General features: G+C 67.3%; 17 protein-coding genes and 1 pseudogene. 1 reads left to right on the top strand and 17 read right to left on the bottom strand.

Annotated elements, in window-relative coordinates; all coding sequences use genetic code 11:
• Nucleotides 1-44 precede the first annotated feature (44 nt).
• From A3A5_RS0124570 to A3A5_RS0124495, 16 genes are all read right to left on the bottom strand, one after another.
• Entirely contained in the window at nt 45-386 is a 342-nt protein-coding gene (locus A3A5_RS0124570; RefSeq protein ID WP_018313146.1) for a hypothetical protein, read from the bottom strand.
• On the bottom strand, nt 383-1150 hold the full coding sequence (locus tag A3A5_RS0124565) for a lytic transglycosylase domain-containing protein (RefSeq protein ID WP_018313145.1): 768 nt from the start codon (nt 1148-1150) through the stop codon (nt 383-385). Before A3A5_RS0124565 ends, A3A5_RS0124570 begins: the two co-directional genes overlap by 4 nt.
• Complete coding sequence (locus A3A5_RS0124560) at nt 1150-2520, bottom strand: OmpA family protein (protein WP_018313144.1); 1371 nt, start codon at nt 2518-2520, stop codon at nt 1150-1152. Before A3A5_RS0124560 ends, A3A5_RS0124565 begins: the two co-directional genes overlap by 1 nt.
• Before the next feature lie 58 nt (nt 2521-2578).
• Nucleotides 2579-2971, bottom strand: a complete 393-nt coding sequence (locus A3A5_RS0124555) for a hypothetical protein (RefSeq protein ID WP_018313143.1) — start codon at nt 2969-2971, stop codon at nt 2579-2581.
• 168 nt (nt 2972-3139) lie between these two features.
• Entirely contained in the window at nt 3140-3850 is a 711-nt protein-coding gene (locus A3A5_RS0124550; protein WP_018313142.1) for a TadE family protein, read from the bottom strand.
• Nucleotides 3847-4212, bottom strand: coding sequence for a DUF192 domain-containing protein (locus tag A3A5_RS0124545; protein WP_018313141.1), 366 nt, complete (start codon nt 4210-4212; stop codon nt 3847-3849). The genes A3A5_RS0124550 and A3A5_RS0124545 overlap by 4 nt, the downstream gene beginning before the upstream one ends.
• A complete protein-coding gene (locus A3A5_RS0124540; protein WP_018313140.1) occupies nt 4209-5090 on the bottom strand; it encodes a type II secretion system F family protein in 882 nt (293 codons plus the stop codon). Before A3A5_RS0124540 ends, A3A5_RS0124545 begins: the two co-directional genes overlap by 4 nt.
• 12 nt (nt 5091-5102) lie before the next feature.
• Entirely contained in the window at nt 5103-5951 is an 849-nt protein-coding gene (locus A3A5_RS0124535; protein WP_018313139.1) for a type II secretion system F family protein, read from the bottom strand.
• A gap of 9 nt (nt 5952-5960) precedes the next feature.
• On the bottom strand, nt 5961-7832 hold the full coding sequence (locus tag A3A5_RS0124530; RefSeq protein ID WP_018313138.1) for an ATPase, T2SS/T4P/T4SS family: 1872 nt from the start codon (nt 7830-7832) through the stop codon (nt 5961-5963).
• Nucleotides 7833-7839: 7 nt separating this feature from the next.
• A complete protein-coding gene (locus tag A3A5_RS0124525) occupies nt 7840-9264 on the bottom strand; it encodes a type II and III secretion system protein family protein (protein ID WP_018313137.1) in 1425 nt (474 codons plus the stop codon).
• A 172-nt stretch (nt 9265-9436) separates the two neighbouring features.
• A complete protein-coding gene (gene cpaB / locus A3A5_RS0124520) occupies nt 9437-10468 on the bottom strand; it encodes a Flp pilus assembly protein CpaB (protein WP_018313136.1) in 1032 nt (343 codons plus the stop codon).
• Nucleotides 10469-10510: 42 nt separating this feature from the next.
• Entirely contained in the window at nt 10511-10684 is a 174-nt protein-coding gene (locus tag A3A5_RS44160) for a hypothetical protein (protein ID WP_010809200.1), read from the bottom strand.
• 4 nt (nt 10685-10688) lie between these two features.
• Nucleotides 10689-11402 (bottom strand): hypothetical protein, encoded by a 714-nt coding sequence (locus A3A5_RS0124510; RefSeq protein WP_232431446.1) that lies wholly within the window; start codon nt 11400-11402, stop codon nt 10689-10691.
• Between the two features lie 11 nt (nt 11403-11413).
• Nucleotides 11414-12175, bottom strand: coding sequence for a hypothetical protein (locus tag A3A5_RS39350; protein WP_018313134.1), 762 nt, complete (start codon nt 12173-12175; stop codon nt 11414-11416).
• A gap of 58 nt (nt 12176-12233) precedes the next feature.
• The gene (locus A3A5_RS0124500; protein WP_018313133.1) at nt 12234-13763 is read right to left on the bottom strand and encodes a pilus assembly protein TadG-related protein; all 1530 of its coding nucleotides are present in this window, start codon (nt 13761-13763) and stop codon (nt 12234-12236) included.
• A gap of 52 nt (nt 13764-13815) precedes the next feature.
• Entirely contained in the window at nt 13816-14109 is a 294-nt protein-coding gene (locus A3A5_RS0124495; RefSeq protein WP_018313132.1) for a Flp family type IVb pilin, read from the bottom strand.
• A 433-nt stretch (nt 14110-14542) separates the two neighbouring features.
• Between A3A5_RS0124495 and A3A5_RS42170 the strand changes: the two genes are divergently transcribed.
• Nucleotides 14543-14854: a helix-turn-helix transcriptional regulator gene (locus tag A3A5_RS42170; RefSeq protein WP_085958726.1), complete on the top strand. Its 312-nt coding sequence runs from the start codon at nt 14543-14545 to the stop codon at nt 14852-14854.
• 8 nt (nt 14855-14862) lie between these two features.
• On the opposite strand, the pseudogene A3A5_RS39345 reads toward A3A5_RS42170, so the two are convergent.
• A pseudogene (locus tag A3A5_RS39345) lies at nt 14863-15065 on the bottom strand (IS5/IS1182 family transposase); the annotation flags it as partial.

Here is a 15065-nt window from a genome sequence, read left to right as displayed (position 1 = left end):
AGTTCAGCCAAGCACCGGCACGCTGGCGTTGCGGCGGGCCGGTGTCAGTCCTTGCATTGCGGCATGTCGCGGAAGCTGTCGCGCACCGTCGCACAGGATTGCGCCAGGCCATCCTTGTCGGAGACGCCGGCCCAGCGCGTGCGGATGGATTCCAGCTCGCCGGGCAGCCCGTCGCGCAGGGTCTGGGCGGCAGCGGCCTGCCCGGACTTAGCGAGCTTGGCCGCCATGTTCTCGGTGCAGGCGCGCTGCGCGGCCTCGGCTTCCTGGCAGGCTTTCGGCAAGGCATCGCTGGCCGCGGCGGAACGCCCTTCTTCCTTGCCACAGCTGGCAACGGCCAGCGCCAGCATGACCGGCAGGCAGGCGCGCGGGATCCAGTACGACTTCATGACTTCTCCTTTTTCTTCACCGCGGAGGCGGGGGGTTTCTGATACGAGACAATGACCAAGCCGCCTCGCTGCGCCGGCGCCGCCGGCTGGCGCAAGGGCGCCGCGGCGCTGTCGTCCTCGCCGCCGCGCAAGCGCGCATAGCGGCCCAGCACCTGTGGCACATAGGCCTGGGTCTCGGCGAATGGAGGGATGCGCGACCCGTGGCGCAGCACCGCGCCTTCGCCCGCGTTATAGGCGGCCAGGGCCAGGCTGGTGTCGCCGTTGAAGCGCGACAGCAAGCCGCCCAGATAGGACGCACCGGCCTGCAGGTTCTGGGCCGGATCATAGGCATCGGTCACGCCCAGCATGCGTGCTGTGGCGGGCATCAGCTGCGTCAGGCCGATGGCGCCCTTGACGGAGGTGGCTTGCGGGTTCCAGCCTGACTCCACCTCCACCATTGCCATCAGCAGATGCGGGTCCACTGCCGCGGCCTGCGCAGCGCGGTGCGCGAGGGCGACCAGGTCGGAGGGTGGGGATTTGCTGGCGACGACAACAGCCTTTGCCACTGGTTGCGTTGGCAGCCCGATAAACGCCCGCGCCGGCAACGCAGCGGGCGCCGCAGTGGGAGCCACTTCTGCCGACCCGTGGCTGCGCGACGTGAGGAAGGTCACGCCGCTGCCGCGGTCGGCATGCATGACGATCTCGGCGCCGGCCGGAACCGCGCCCGCCAGCAGCAGCATGGCCGCCACGACACTGCGCGCCGGCGCGGCCGCAAGCGCAGGCATCACTGCTTGGCCAGCTCCACGCGGCGGTTCTGCGCCCGGCCGAATGGCGTGTCGTTGGGCATCAGCGGATGGGTGGCGCCATAGCCCTTGGCATCGAGCCGGCCGGCGGGCACGCCGGCGCCTTCCAGGTAGCGCTTGACGGCGGCGGCGCGGCGTTCAGACAGCGGCTGGTTGCGCGCGTCGCCACCGGTGCTGTCGGTATGCCCCTCCACGCGCAGGCGCCAGTCCGGATGCGCCAGCACCGCCCTGGCGGCGCGGTCCAGCAGCGGCCGGGCCGCCGCGCTCAGCACGTCGGAATCGGTTTCGAAGTTGACGCCGTAGAGCTGCACGCGGCCCGCGCCTTCCAGTGCCTGGCCGATGGGATCGGGGGCGGCCTCGGCTTTCGGGAAGCACGGCGGGGCCTTGTCCGCCAGGCGCCAGCCGCCGGCTTCGCGCACACTGTCGAAGGTGCGGGCGTCGCCCTTCACCAGCGCGGCATAGACATGGCTGCCGTCCGGGCTGAATGCCATCGCACCCTTCTCAGCGGCACCCTCGGTGGTGCGCCGGAAGGCCAGCAGGGCGCCGTTTTCCAGCCCGCCGGAAATCGTGCCCAGCACCTGCGTGATCTTCATCTGCCGGTTGCTGTAGTCGCCCTCCACGTAGCAGCCTTCCACCGCGGCGCCGTCCTGGTGAAGCAGCACGTAGCCGGTCGAACCGAATTCCACCGGGAACTGGTAGATGCCGCCCACCTGGCGCACCTTGTCGGCTGCGGCCTCGGGCTTGCCGTAGGCCATGAACTGCTGCAGGCCGATCTGGCCCTCGTCCTGGTCGCCCGCCCAGCGGTTGCCGGTAAGCGTCAGGCGCAGGGCCTCGGCCTTGACGGGCTGGGCCAGCGGCACGCGGGTATCGAAGCCGTCCTGCCCCGGCAGGTCCGCATCGTAGATCACGGTCCAGGGGCCTTGTGTGCCGCCTGCGGAGGCTTCGACGCGGGCATGGCGCGCATTGCTGCGCGCCCCGGCATCGGACAGGCCGCGCAAGCGCAGCACGTCGACGGAAGAGGCCTGCGCCAGCGCAATCACCAGCTCCTGCCGGCTGCCGTTGCGCATAAAGCCGGCATGGTCCGGAATCTCATTGAGCAGCGGATACCACGAGCGGTCTTCCTTGTCGCGGTTGACCACGAACGCGCCGGCCCACAGGCCGGCAACGTTGGTTTGCGCAGGCGTTGCCGGCGCCGATGCCACGGGCTGGGCCGAGGCCGCTGCAGGCGCGGGCTGCGCATCGCCTTGTGCGGCGGCGTTGTCAGCGGGCTTCTGCTTGCAGCCCGCCATCGCCAGCAGGGCCACCACGCCCAAGCCGATGGCGGCCTTGCGGGTCGTCAGTCCAAACGTCATTCCCTTCAAAGCACTTCCCCTTCTTCTTTTTGTGATGCCGGCCTGGCCGGTGCGCGCCTTAATGCGGAGCGCGCATCAGCATGTCGATCTTCTGCAGCCGCGCGCGGACTTCGCGCTCCAGCGGCGCCAGCGTTTCCGGGCTTGCGCCGGCCTTGCTGGCGCGCGCGTAGTTCGCGAGCGCCTCGTTCATGCCGCGCTGCTCATCCGCCAGCGCCCGCTTGACCAGCTCGCGCTCATCGGTGGCCGCCACGCTCGGAATCGCCGCCTGCGCGGCGCCCGCGACGGCAGCCTGCGCCAGGTCGGGCGCGTCGCCGCGTCCGGACGGCGCCGACGCCTGTGGCGCGGAAGCCGCCGGCGCCCGCGCTGCGGACGCTGGCACGGCGCCACCAACGGCCGGCGGCGCACGCCGCGTGGTGATGATCTGCACGCCTTCCGAGCGAGAAACTTCCATCGCCGAGCGCGCCGGTTGCGGCACGAACCCGAGGTTACACAACAACAGCAACGCCAAACAACCCCGCTTCGGCAATTTTGTCGACCTTGTTGATTCTGGCATCGGTGTCTTCGGCCTTATCCCGGCAAATTTTCACAAATACTTACAAAAACGGCGACTGCGGATCCGTCAGTTGCCGCGATACGGTGATTGCATCCGCACGATCGCCTCGGATTCGAGTGGGATGCGCCATTGCGACGCCAGCGTGGCCCGTCCGGTGCAAAAATTGGGCGTGGTCGGGACCTCCAGGCCACCGTACGACCCGGTTGCCACGAAGTTGCGGATACCGTTGACGAGCGAGTAGATGGTGCGGTCGGCAAATGGCACGAACATTTCATAGCAGTACGTCACCCGGATCTTCAGCAGGTTGGCGTCCTGGATATTGAGACCCGAAGACGGTCCGGCGCTGGTGGCGCGGTACATCAGGCTGTCGTTGGGGATCTCCCGCGTGGCCTTGCCGGCGTAATAGCCGCTTCGTCCAAAATCCTGCAGCGCCGCCGGCGTCGGGTTCAGCACGTCGATCCTGGCCTGGGTGCGGGCTTCGAACTGGGCCCTGGCATAGCCAGTGGCATGCGCGGTACGGTCGGCAGAGCGCACGAACAGCGGCGTCAGCCCCAGCGCCAGCCCCTTGCGCATGCTGGCCAGCCGCCCGTGGTCGACGGCGCCTTCCCGCGCGGCCTGCAAGGCGGCGTGGTCGAGCGTGGCCTTGGCCTGGTACAGCAGCCCGAACTGGATCACGCCCAGGCACAGCAGCAGCAGCGCCGGCGCGATGATCAGGAATTCCACCGCGGACTGTCCCCGTGCCCCGCGCCGTGCCGCATGCATCGGCTTGTGGCTCATGGTCCCTCCTCCCGCATCTCCAGGGTCTGGCCCGGCGCAATCCCCAGCGCCGCCGCCCGCCCCGCCCCAAGCTCGAGCGTCTGGCGCGCGCGCCAGTGGGCACGCACACGCTGGCGCCCGACGCACGGATGCACCGCCAGCACGCGCTGCCGCTTGTCGAGAAAGACCACGTCGATCGACATGCGCATGCCAAAGGTGTGTACCGCGCCGCAGGGGGATAGCAGCAGGGCTTCGTCCGGCGCCATGGACTCGCGGCTGAGCAGCCCCGCCATGCGCTCGCGCGTGGTGGCGGCCACCGACACGCGCACGCCGGTGTCGAGCGTTCCGTGGCTGGCCCGCAGGTAGAGGCGCGCCTGCCTCACAGCAGCCCTTCCTGCATGAACTTCATCACGATCGGGAAGCCAAGCACGATGAAGGTGACCGGGAAGATAAAGACCACCAGCGGAAAGATCAGCTTGACCGGCGCCTCCATGGCCTGCTTTTCCGCGCGCTGGAATCGCTCCGTGCGCCGCTGCTCCGACTGGAAGCGCAGCGTGGCGGCCAGCCCCGAGCCCATGCGTTCCGCCTGGATCACGGCACCGACGAAATTGGTGACCTCCTTCACGCGCAAGCGGTCATCCATGCGGCGCAGCGCATCGGCGCGGCTCAGGCCTGACTTCAGGTCGCGCAGCACGTGCTCGAACTCGCGCCGCAGCGGGCCCTCCGGCCCCTTCTCCACTGCCTGCAGCAAGGCGCCGTTGATGTTCAGGCCGGCCTCCACGCTCAGTGTCAGGAAATCCAGAAACACCGGCAGGTGGCGCGTGATCTGCAGCAGGTTGCGCTTGCGCACGTCGCGCAGCCAGATCCGCGGATAGAAGAAGCCCAGCGCGCCCGCGCCAAGCAACAGCACCGGCGAGAACGCGCCCAGCCCCAGCATGGCAATGCCTGCCAGCAGGCAGAACGCCAGCGCCGAAACGATCGACAGCGACAGGAACTGGCGCGCCGTCATCAGGAACGACATGCCCGTCAGGCGCAGCTGTTCGTCCACCGCGGCGCGCAGCGCCTTCGGCGTGATCCAGACGAAATGGTGGTCGAAGAAGCGCACCACCGGCCAGACCGCGCGCAGCGACGGCGGCAGCGGGTCGAGGTAGTCTCGCGCCTCGTCGGGCACGGCCACGGTGAGGCGGCGCATGGCCATGGTGGTGGCGGCAAGCACGCCGACCAGGCCGGCGGCAAGGGCGAAGGCAACAACGAGCATCATGGTCGGCCCCGTTCAGACATCGATATGGGTGATCTTGCTGATCGCCTTGTAGCCAAGCAGCTCCATCACCGCGATCACGGACAGCGTGCCCCAGCCGATCGGCGAATTGAACAGCGGCGCCATCGCCACCGGCTCCATGTGGTTCAGCACCACGATCAGAAACAGCGGCAAGCCCGTCATCACCAGGCCCTGCATCTTGCCCTGCGCGGTCAGCGCGCGGATCTTGCCTTCCATCTGGTGCTTCTCGCGCAGCGTGCGCGCCACGGACTCCAGCGTCTCGGCCAGGTTGCCGCCCACCTCGCGCGAGATCGTGATGGCCGCGGTCACCATCAGGAAATCGGGCACCGGAATGCGCCTTTCCATATTGCGCAGCGCGTCCATCAAGTCCACGCCAAGCCGGACTTCGCGCATCAGCAGGTCGAACTCCTGCGAGATTGGCGGCCGCGACTCGGCCACCACGCTTTCCAAGGCCATCGGGAAGCTGGCGCCGGCACGCAGCGCGCTCGACATCATCAGCAGCGCATCCGGCATCTGGTCTTCGACAGCCATCAGGCGCTTGCGCTGCATCTTCTTCACCAGCCCGCGCGGCAGCAGCAGGCTCACCGGAATGCTGAGCACCGCGAAGAACACGTTCTGCGATACCAGGTAGGTCAGCAGCGGCAGCGCGAATACCGCCACCACCGAGATGCCGGCCACCTGCCGCATATTGATGAAGATGAAGAGATCGGCCAGCGAGGCCTCGACCTCGGTCGCCAGCGTCTGCGTGTGCCGCACGAACCAGCGCTTGCCCTGCGACAGCACGGCCCACGCAATCAGCACGGTCATCAGGAAGGCGCCACACAGCACCAGGGCAAGGTTCATATGGCCTCCTTACTCGTCGCGGGCGGTGAAGATGCCCGTATTGACCTGAATGCCGCGCCGGATCAGGTCCTGGTAGAAATCCGGGATATATGAGGTGGCGACATAGCGCCCCTTGACCTTCCCGTCGGCACCGTAGCCTTCCTCGCGGAACATGAACACGTCCTGCAGCTGCACCACGCCCGTTTCCATGCCGCTGACCTCGGTGATATGCGTCACGCGCCGCGAGCCACAGGAAAAGCGAGTCTGCTGCACGATCACGTCGACCGCCGAGCAGACCTGCTCGCGAATGGCCTGCACCGGCAGGTCCAGCCCCGCCATCAGCGTCATCACCTCAAGACGCGACAGGCAGTCCCGCGGCGAGTTGGCGTGGGCCGTCGTCAGCGAGCCGTCATGGCCGGTGTTCATGGCCTGCAGCATGTCCAGCGCTTCCCCGCCCCGGCATTCACCGACGACGATGCGGTCCGGGCGCATCCGCAGGCAGTTCTTGACCAGGTCGCGGATCGTCACCGCGCCCTTGCCTTCCATATTGGGCGGCCGCGCTTCCAGCGACACCAGGTTGGGCTGCGACAGCTGCAGCTCGGCCGCATCCTCGACCGTGACGATGCGTTCGTCGTCCGGGATAAAGCTCGACAGCACGTTCAGCAGCGTAGTCTTGCCCGAGCCCGTACCGCCGGAGATCACGATATTCGCGCGCCGCTCCACGGCAGTGCGCAGGAACTCCAGCATCTCGGGCGACAGCGAGCCGAAGGCGACCAGGTCTTCGCCCCTGAGCTTCTTGCGCGAGAACTTCCGGATGGTGATGTTCGGCCCCTTGAGGGCAAGCGGCGGGATCACCGCGTTCACGCGCGAGCCATCGGGCAGGCGCGCATCGACCATCGGCGAGCTTTCATCGATGCGCCGCCCCAATGGCGCGACGATGCGTTCGATGGCGCCCAGCACGGCGCGGTCGTCGGTAAAGATCACTGGCGAGCGCGTCAGCCGGCCGGCGCGCTCGACAAAGATCTCGTCATGGCAATTGACCATGATTTCCGAGACCGCGTCATCGTCCAGCAGCTCTTCAAGCGGACCCAGCCCGATCACTTCGTCGAAGACGCTCTGCTTTAGCGCGTCCAGTGGGATCTCCTGGCTGCGGAACACGCTCTCTTTGAGGATGTCGTCGAGCAGCGAGCCGACCAGTTCGCATAGTTCGTCCTCGGCCATGCGCGCGACGTTGACGCGGCGCAGGTCGAGCGCCGCGATCAGGCGCTGGTGCGCCTGCTTGCGCAGTTCCACGCCGCGCGGCGAGTTGATCGGCGCGCGCAGCGCCTCGTCTGCCGGCGGCAGCGGTACCGCGCGGGCAGGCGCAGCCTTGGCGGCCGCCGGGGCCGGTATCGGCGCAGGCACTGGCACTGGCGGCCTGGAAGCGGGCACGGCTTCACGCAGCACCGGTGCGCCTTGCGACTGCAATGGCGGTACGGTCGCCGTCTCGCCTGGCGGCGACGGCATCGGCGCCGCTGTCGACAGGTGAGGCGCGGGAGCGCCGCCCTGCGATGGTTGGGCGTGGTGCTGCGGCGGCGATGGCTGCGCCGCCACGCCCGTTCCGGCACGCCCCGGCTCGGCTAGGACCGACAGCACGAACCCGCCGATCTCGATCTGGTCGGCCGCCGCCAGCGGGCCATAGCGCGTGATCGGGTCGCCGTTGATCAGCGTCGAGGCAATGCCGCCCTGATCCTCGATATACCAGCCGCCGTTGTGTCCTTCGATGCGGGCGTGGAGCTTGCCGATCAGCAGGCCCTTGAGGACGATGTCGCAGCCGGGATCCTTGCCGATGGTACAGCCCGGCCCCTTGACATGGATCACCTCGGCGCTGCCATTGCGCTGCTGCAGGCGGATATTGAGCATGGGCGGATCAGCCCCCCTTCATCGGGTCAACCGCGGGCGGCGGCAGCGGCGGGCGCTTCTGCTCCATCACTTCCTGCTCGCGCACGGCATTCGCCGCGGGCAGCGGGCTTGGCTCGCCGAAGCGGTGGCGGTAGTTGGCATCGACATCCGCACCACGCTGCAGCAGCGCGGCGTTTTCCGGGCTGGCCGGGTCATAGACGACGGGGGTGACAAAGATCACCAGGTCGCTCTTGTTGTTGCGGAATTCGTCGGAACGGAACAATCGCCCCAGGATGGGAATACTGCCCAGCAGCGGCACCTTGTCGACCGCCTTGGATGCGTCGGCATTGACCAGTCCCGAGATCGCCAGCGTTTCGCCCGCGCGGATCGAAGTCTCGGAGGTCGTGCGGCGCGTCAGGAACGCCGGGAAGCCGCCGAACGATACGGAGGGATCGATCTGGCTGATCTCGGTCTCCAGCGTGGTGGAGATGACGTTGTCGACGTTCACCGCCGGGCGGATGTTGAGCTTGATGCCGTACGGCTTGTAGTCCACGTCGGTGGTGCCGAACGCGCCAGCCTTGGGAATCGGCACTTCGCCGCCGGCCAGGAAGGTGGCCAGCCCGCCGCTCTTGCTATTGAGCTCCGGCGCGGCGAGCACGTAGGCATCGCCATCGGAGATGGCCAGGTTGATGCGCGAGAAGATGGTCGTGGCAATGCCGAGATAGAAACCGCTGGCGGCGCCGGCCACCTGGCTCGGGGTATCGGTGAAGGTGGCCGCATCGGTGGATGGCAGCGTCCGATAGCGCCCGGTGTGCACCGGATTGCCCGCGAACGCGATCTGCGGCCCGTTGAAGCTCTGCTGCCAGGCGATGCCCAGCTTCTCCATGCCGCGCCGGGTGATCTCCATGATGTGCACCTTGAAGTGCACGGTCTTCTTCAGGGCATCGCCCTCGTCGGCGCGCACCAAGTTGACCACGCTGTCCAGGCCCGAGGTGGCGGTCTTGATCAGCGGCACCATCTGCGGATCGACGATGCCCGACAGCACCACGCTGGGACCCACCACTTCGATCTTCAGGCCGCGCACGCTGCCCAGCGACGCCCGCAGGCGCTGGGCCACGTCGGCCGTATCGGCCGGCGCCACGCGCAGCTTGCCCTGCAGCGCGACGCCGCGCTCGTTCCAGACGATCAGGCTGGTGGTGCCGATTTCCTCGGCCAGCAGCAGCAGGCGGCCGTCGACCACCGTGCTGCTGACCAGCGCGCCGTTGCCGATGGCCACGCGCTTGATGGTGCCTGGCACCTCGAGCGCGCGCACCTCGCCCTTGAACAGCTCGATCGCGCCAAAGCGCGCCGGCACCTCGTACGACTGCGGCTGCGCGCCAGTGCGGGCCGCGGTGGTCACGGGCTCGGCGGCCCAGGCCCCCGAGGCCAACGCGGCTGCCGCCAGTCCTGCCATACCCCCGCGCGCCGCGTGGCGCGCCCCCTTACCCGTTTTCCCGTCCGGTGCTCTGTGTACCGTGACCGCCTGCAGGCGACCGGCGTTGCCGCCGGCCTGCGCGAAAGACCCATCCATTGCGTGTTCCGTCAGTTGGTGTTCTGGACAATCTGATGTCGTGCTGCCGCCGCGCTCAACGCGAGGCCGGCCGGCCCGCCATGGCGTTGGCGGCATTGGCAACCGCGCCCTGCTGGGCCTGGGCGAGGCCGCCCGCGGAACCGCCCATGGAGCCCCCATTGGCCAGCGCCGAAGAAATGGCGTTGCCGATGTCCTGCGCGGTAGGCAGCTTGGAGATCATGTTGGCGCCTGCGGAACGGCCACCGACGATGTATTCGATGGCCGCTTCGTCGCCCCCGGCAAAGAGCGCGTGCTCGCTGACCGCGATCTGCGGGGTCGCGGTCTTGTCGGCCGCATTGCGCAGCACCGCGCGCAGGCTGCCGACCTTCTGCGCCAGCGCCAGACGCGCCGCCTGTTCGGGCGACACCATCAGCGTGAGGCTGTCGTAGTCAGGGTTCGTCTCCATGCCCTCCGCGCCCTCCGCGGCCTGCGCCGCCATGGCTTCGCCATAGTCGCGCGGGCGCACGTCCTGGCCGGTGGCCAGCACCAGCATGTCCGACATCAGCAGGCGCGCGGTCTGCTTGTCGGTGCCGGCCGCGGTGGGCGAGGTGGCGCTGATCAGGAACAGGTCGACATGGTTGCCCGGCTTGAGCATCTTGGCCGTCGAGTTGACCATGTCGACCTCGATGGTGAAGGCGCGCTTGCCGGGCTTGAGCAGGTCGGAGAAATCACGCGACTGCAGCGCTTCCACGTCCGCGCGCCGCACCGGCTGGCCCTGCCGCACCTGGCGCACCAGGCGCAGGTCTGCCACCTTGTCGAAGCTGCTCGCCAGGATCATGTCTTCGTAGACCAGGTCGGCCGGGATCTCCCGCGCCGCGAAGCCATTGCCGTCGATCACCGTGCCCGGCGCGGCGTTGCGCACCGGCACCATGACGGCCACGCGGCGGCCCTCGTTCAGTTGCGCGGCCAGTTGCTCTTTCAGCGCCGCTTCGCGCCCGCTCAGGAAGCGGTAGATCCACAGTGTCAGCAGGCCGGCGACCAGCACGGCGATGACCAGGACGACCCAGGGATTCCCGATGATTGAATGAATCTTGATTTTCTTCAGCATGAATGTGCTTGCAGTGGCCAGACGCCGCCCGATGGCGGTGCGTCAGGGAAGTGACAGGGAAAAGCTGTACGCCTGAAAGAAGGACCTGAACGCCGCGGCCAGCATGCTGATGACCGAGTTGTCGCCGCCGGCAACCAGCACGGCAACGACCAGCAGCGTGATGACGATGTATTCGAACGCGGCCTGTCCGCGCTGGCGCCTGCTACGGATTGCCATCGCCCTACTCCGGCCGCGCCACGGAGATCACCGCGTCGGTCTGGCCGGCGCGGTCGACAAAGGTGGCATCCATGCGTTCCTGCTGCCGCTGCATGGCCAGCGTGAGGCCCTCGATACGGCCCGAACCATCGGCCATGGGTGCGGGCATCTGCACCACCGAACTCCAGCCCTGCGCCGCCAGCCGCTCGGCGGCGCGCTGCCGCACCACCTGCGCGTTGCCGGGCAGCCGGACCACCAGGGTGCGCCCGCGCAGGCCGCGGTCCGTGCTCTGGACGTCCGACAAGACCTTGGCGCCGGGCGGCAGGCCCAGTTCGCCCAGCCCCGTGCCGGACGCCACCGGCGCCAGCTTGCTGACCGAGAAGATGCCCGCCACATGCCCGCCCGGCGCGGGCCTGGGTTCAAGCGACAGCACGTAGTGGCAAATCCCGTCGATCGCGCTCAGCACGTACTGGCCCCCGGCCCGCTGCCCGCGCGCCGGCACGCCTTCACGCGTCCAGTACTGGCGCCACGCGTCCGAGACCGCTTCAGCGGTGCCGGCAAACTCCATCGTCAGCACCCGCGTAGGCAGGCCGTTGACCACCATGTCGGTGCCGACCGCATGCGCCCGGGCAGGTGCAACCGGCTGCCGGGTGCAGTCTGTCGCGGTGGCAGCCGCGGCAGACCAGGCGAGCGCGGCCGGCAGCAGCGCGGCCAGCCAGCGCATCCGGACGCTATGCACCCAGCCTCTCATCAGCGGCTCCCAAGGCGGTCGGCGGGGACCACGTCGGGCTGGATGCGGCCCAGGTCCAGTTGCAGGATTTCCGGCCCGAAGGCGGCCAGCCCCACGGTCAGCGCGGTATCGATCACACCGCCCTTGCTGGTGGGCACCGCTTCCTTGATCACGGCGAGCGTGCCGTTGCGCCCCTCGGGCGTCCAGGCGTTGGTCAGCAGCACGGTGTGATCCTGCATGCCAAAGCCGGTCCAGCCCGGCCACAGCGCGCGCAGGGCCGCGTTGTCGCCGGCGACGGACAACCCCACCTCGGCCCGGTAGAGGTTGCGCGTGGCCAGGTCGAAGCCGGCGCTGACCGCGTTGGCCGCACCCATCGCGGCCGTGATCGGCTTGAGCGTGGCGGCCGGGGTTTCGTCCACGCCGCTGCCCAGGGTCACGTCGGCATAGTTGCGCAGCATGTCCAGGCCGGCATGGTCCTTCCACATCGGCGCCATGCCACCGGGCAGCCGGCGCGCCGAGCGGTCGCTCGACGCCAGCGCGGCCTGGTCGTGCCCCAGCACGCGCTGCACGAATTCGCTGCGGATCTCTTCGTCACCCTTGCTGGCGAAGCTGCCATGGGACGCGCGCCAGCCCGGGTCGACGGTCCAGACGGTGCGCTCCCAGCCGGCATAGCGCGAGGCCATCAGCGCCTTGTTGCGCACGTCGCTGAACTTGCCCAGCATCGCCATGCCGAGAAACAGCACGCCGAGCACGGTCATCGCGGCGATCACGAATTCGATCATTGCCTGTCCGGCTGCCGGGTTCGGCCTGGCTGGCCTGCGCATGCGCATGTCCGCTCCCTCAGTTGCCCTGTGCCGCGATCGCGGCAACGCGTTCGAGATCGCTGGTCTGCGTCAGCGATGCCTGCCAGTACGGATTGAAGAGGCTCGGGTATTCAACGCGCGAATCGGCGCGCCGCCACCCCGCTGCGCTGCGCAGCGCACCCGCCATGCCACCGCTGTCGGTCGGGCGGATAAAGTACGCGCTGCCGCTGGCTAGCGCGCGCATCATGCCGCCGGCCATGCGCTCGTCCAGCGTCAGGCGATCGCCGCCCGGCAGCACGCGCGAACTGGTGACGACTGAAGTGTCCTGGCGCTGCGCCTCGATCGTGATTGAAGGCGCGCGGTTGAAATCGTCAGCGGGCCCGGTGCCAGGCTTGGGCTGGTTGCTCAGGTCAGCGTACTCCTGCAATCCCGCGGGCCGGTTGTGCAGCGTCTTGCCCGGACCAGACGAGTACTGCATCTGGGCGGCGATCAGCGTCAGCGGGTTCAGCAGCGAACCGCCGAAGTTGCTGTAGCCGCCATAGCCGGTGCGTCCCGAATAGCGCCCACCCGGGCCATTCGCAGCGCCGCCGCGCCCGACACTGGACACCGTGGGGATGGCAAAGCCGACCGGCCCGGCCGGCGTGGCCCAGACACAGGCAAGCGTGCCGTTGGCCTGCGAGGCATCTAGGGCTTCCCAGCCCTTCTTGTCGCGGCGCAACTGCGTGCCACCGTCATGCGTGACGACGGTCACCATGATGGCCACCACGGCGCCCTTGCAGCCCTTGTAGGCAGTCGGAACCGCCGTTGGCGAGCGCGGCGAGCCGCGGTCCTTCAGGAAGCCGTCGAGCGTGGCGCCGTCGGTGGTGACGTCGGCAAAGCGATCCTTGCCGGTGGCCGATCCCTGCTTGGGGTTCTGCGGATCGGTCACGGTGGTGAACTTGGTCCAGCGGGCCAGCTGCACCCCGTAGCGGGGGCCAAAGAAGTAGCCGGAACTGACCGTCGAATCCGGCTGGTTGCGCTTGGCGACTTCGTCAGTCACCAGCGGCACCGCAGCAATGGTGCCGGCGTGGTAGGCGCGCTGCGCCATGCTGAGTGCGGCGATGATGTCATCGAGCCCGGTCACCAGCGGCGGCAGCAGCGTGTTCAGGGCGGAGCGCACCGGCGTGATCGCGGCCTTGCCCAGCTGCTTGGGGGTGGTCCACAGCAACTGCCCGTCGGAAAAGATCTTGACCAGCGTGTCGATCCAGGTGTTGTCCGTGTAGGTGCCTTTCAGCTCGTCGATCCACGACTTGAGGCTCACGGCCTGCGCCACGGCCACCTGGTTGGCCACCATCGCGCGGTTCGCGTAGGCGGCAAAGTTGTAGTCGCGCGCCTGCAGCACCGCGGCGCTATAGGCCGCGGCGTCTGCCGTGTTCTGCAGCTTGGTCTTGGCGCTGGTCAGCTGGCTCGCGTTGAAGGCAAGATACAGGGCCAGCCCGCCGATGACGAGGAACACCAGCGCGAAGGCGAGTGCCTGACCGCGCTGGCCGGGACGGCTGCGTCGTTGCGCAAGACCTGTTTTGCCCATGTTCCGGAATCGCGAGTGCTGGAGAACAGCAATCAACTGGCGGCGGTGCCGCTTAGTTGTTCTTGCCCGTGTCGTTGCCGACGTTGTAGTTGTTCAGCCCCTTGCCCTGGTTGGCCTTGGAGCTGGCATCGTCCGCAGCGCTGCCGGCTTGCTTGATGGCCTGCTTGGACGCCGAGTTCTTGCCGGCCATTTCCTGGGCGAGGCCCGCGGTCTGGTTGCGGATGGTCTGGCCGAACATGGCGTAGACGCCGATCGCCGACACCGCGATCAGTGCCACGATGATGATGTATTCGGTCATGCCCTGACCTTGCTGACGCGCTTTGCGGCGCAGATTTGCCAATGTCATAACGACTCCTTCCATGGGAATGCACAGAAACGGTTGCGCCATATGAAAGGCGCCTCATATGGAAGCCATATGTAAAGAAAAGACTGATGCGGAATAGTTATCCGGCACCAGCGGCGTGCATGCTATCAAAAGGTTCCTTAAGGCCGAAGAAGAATAATTTCAATATTTTTAATAGCATTGAAACAACCCTACCAGTGACTCCCCCAAATGTAACAAAAAGTAATCATTCACAATGAGCGAGGGTTATACGAACTATTCTCGGAACCGGCCCCATTGCCAGCAATGGGGTGCTATTGAGCATTGTTTTAGGGATGACAAGCCGCGCCACGGGGCGGCAGACCGCATGCGGCCTGCCTGCTGGACTTCAAGGCGAACCGGGGCAGTCATACCGCCCCTGCCAGCTGCCCGCGGCATAAAATAAAGAAGCAAAAAAATGGCAGAACTGGATATAAAGAATGCAGTGGAAATACTGGGGGCGTTAGCACAGGAAAATCGACTCAGGATATTTTTGCTGCTCGCCGATTCGGGACCGGAAGGAATACCGGCAGGAATTATCTCCGCATCTTCCGATTTAACCCCGTCGTCCGTAACATTCCATTTAAAGGAACTGGTCAGGACCGGATTGGTTAAAAGCCGGCAGCAAGGGCGGTTCATGATTTACTCTGCCACCACCGACGGTATTTCCTCAGTACTCGCATTGGCGTTGTTGCATAAATCGAGATTGAAAACAGGGGCTCCTCGGTGACGCTGAACTCAGGCTATACGGACGGATTGCGGGCGAGCGAGCGCGACCATGCGGTTGAGCACGCCCGCACGGATAGCCACTTCGGTGGCCTGCGACCCGATTTCGCGTGCCCACAGACTGTGTCCCGTCAGCGTCTTGAGGCGGTACATCAGGGTCTCGGCCAGCGAGCGCCGGTGATAGCCGCTGGCGGCTTTCCAATCGCGTCGACTGC

The organism is Cupriavidus sp. UYPR2.512, from assembly GCF_000379565.1.
Classification (GTDB): Bacteria; Pseudomonadota; Gammaproteobacteria; order Burkholderiales; family Burkholderiaceae; genus Cupriavidus.
The sequence above is the reverse complement of the archived record's forward strand: the minus strand, read 5'-3'. Positions and strand labels throughout refer to the sequence as shown.